Raw genomic sequence first — 440 nt, forward strand, 5'->3', positions numbered from 1 at the left:
GCGCGCTCGGCGTCGGCGAACTCGGGCAGGTGCCCGACCCGGGACATCCCCGCGCCCAGGCCCCCGGTGATCGCGTGGGCGGCGTCCAGGCCGAGCTCGCCCTGGCGCATGGCCTCGTGCACGGCGGGGAACCGGGCCGGGGTAGCGCCACCGGTGAGCGTCTCTTCTGGCTGGGTGACCGCGGCGAGGCGGATGCGGCGGCCCGCGGTCGCGGCGCTGGTGCCGGTCAGGGCGGCGAGGAGCTCGGGGGCGGTGCGGAAGCCGCTCGTGCGGGCGAGCCCGTCGGAGCCGAGGGCGCGGTGTGAGGCTCGGGCGAGGCGGCCGGCGATCTCGATGCGGGCCGCGTCGATGCGGCGGCCGAGTCCCTCGACGCGGTCGGCGTCGGCGAGGATCTGCCGGTGCCGGGCCCGGGCGAGCTGGCTCGGGCCGGAGTCGGCCTC

Annotated in this window: 1 protein-coding gene; it reads right to left on the reverse strand. The window is 79.3% G+C overall.

Translation table 11 applies throughout. The annotated features are described in order from the left end of the window. Positions 1-440: DUF222 domain-containing protein (locus OOT08_RS19285; protein ID WP_325094431.1), on the reverse strand; the 440-nt coding region annotated here is incomplete at both ends.

Origin of the sequence: Leucobacter sp. M11 (assembly GCF_035726885.1) — a bacterium.
GTDB lineage: Bacteria > Actinomycetota > Actinomycetes > Actinomycetales > Microbacteriaceae > JAPFRB01.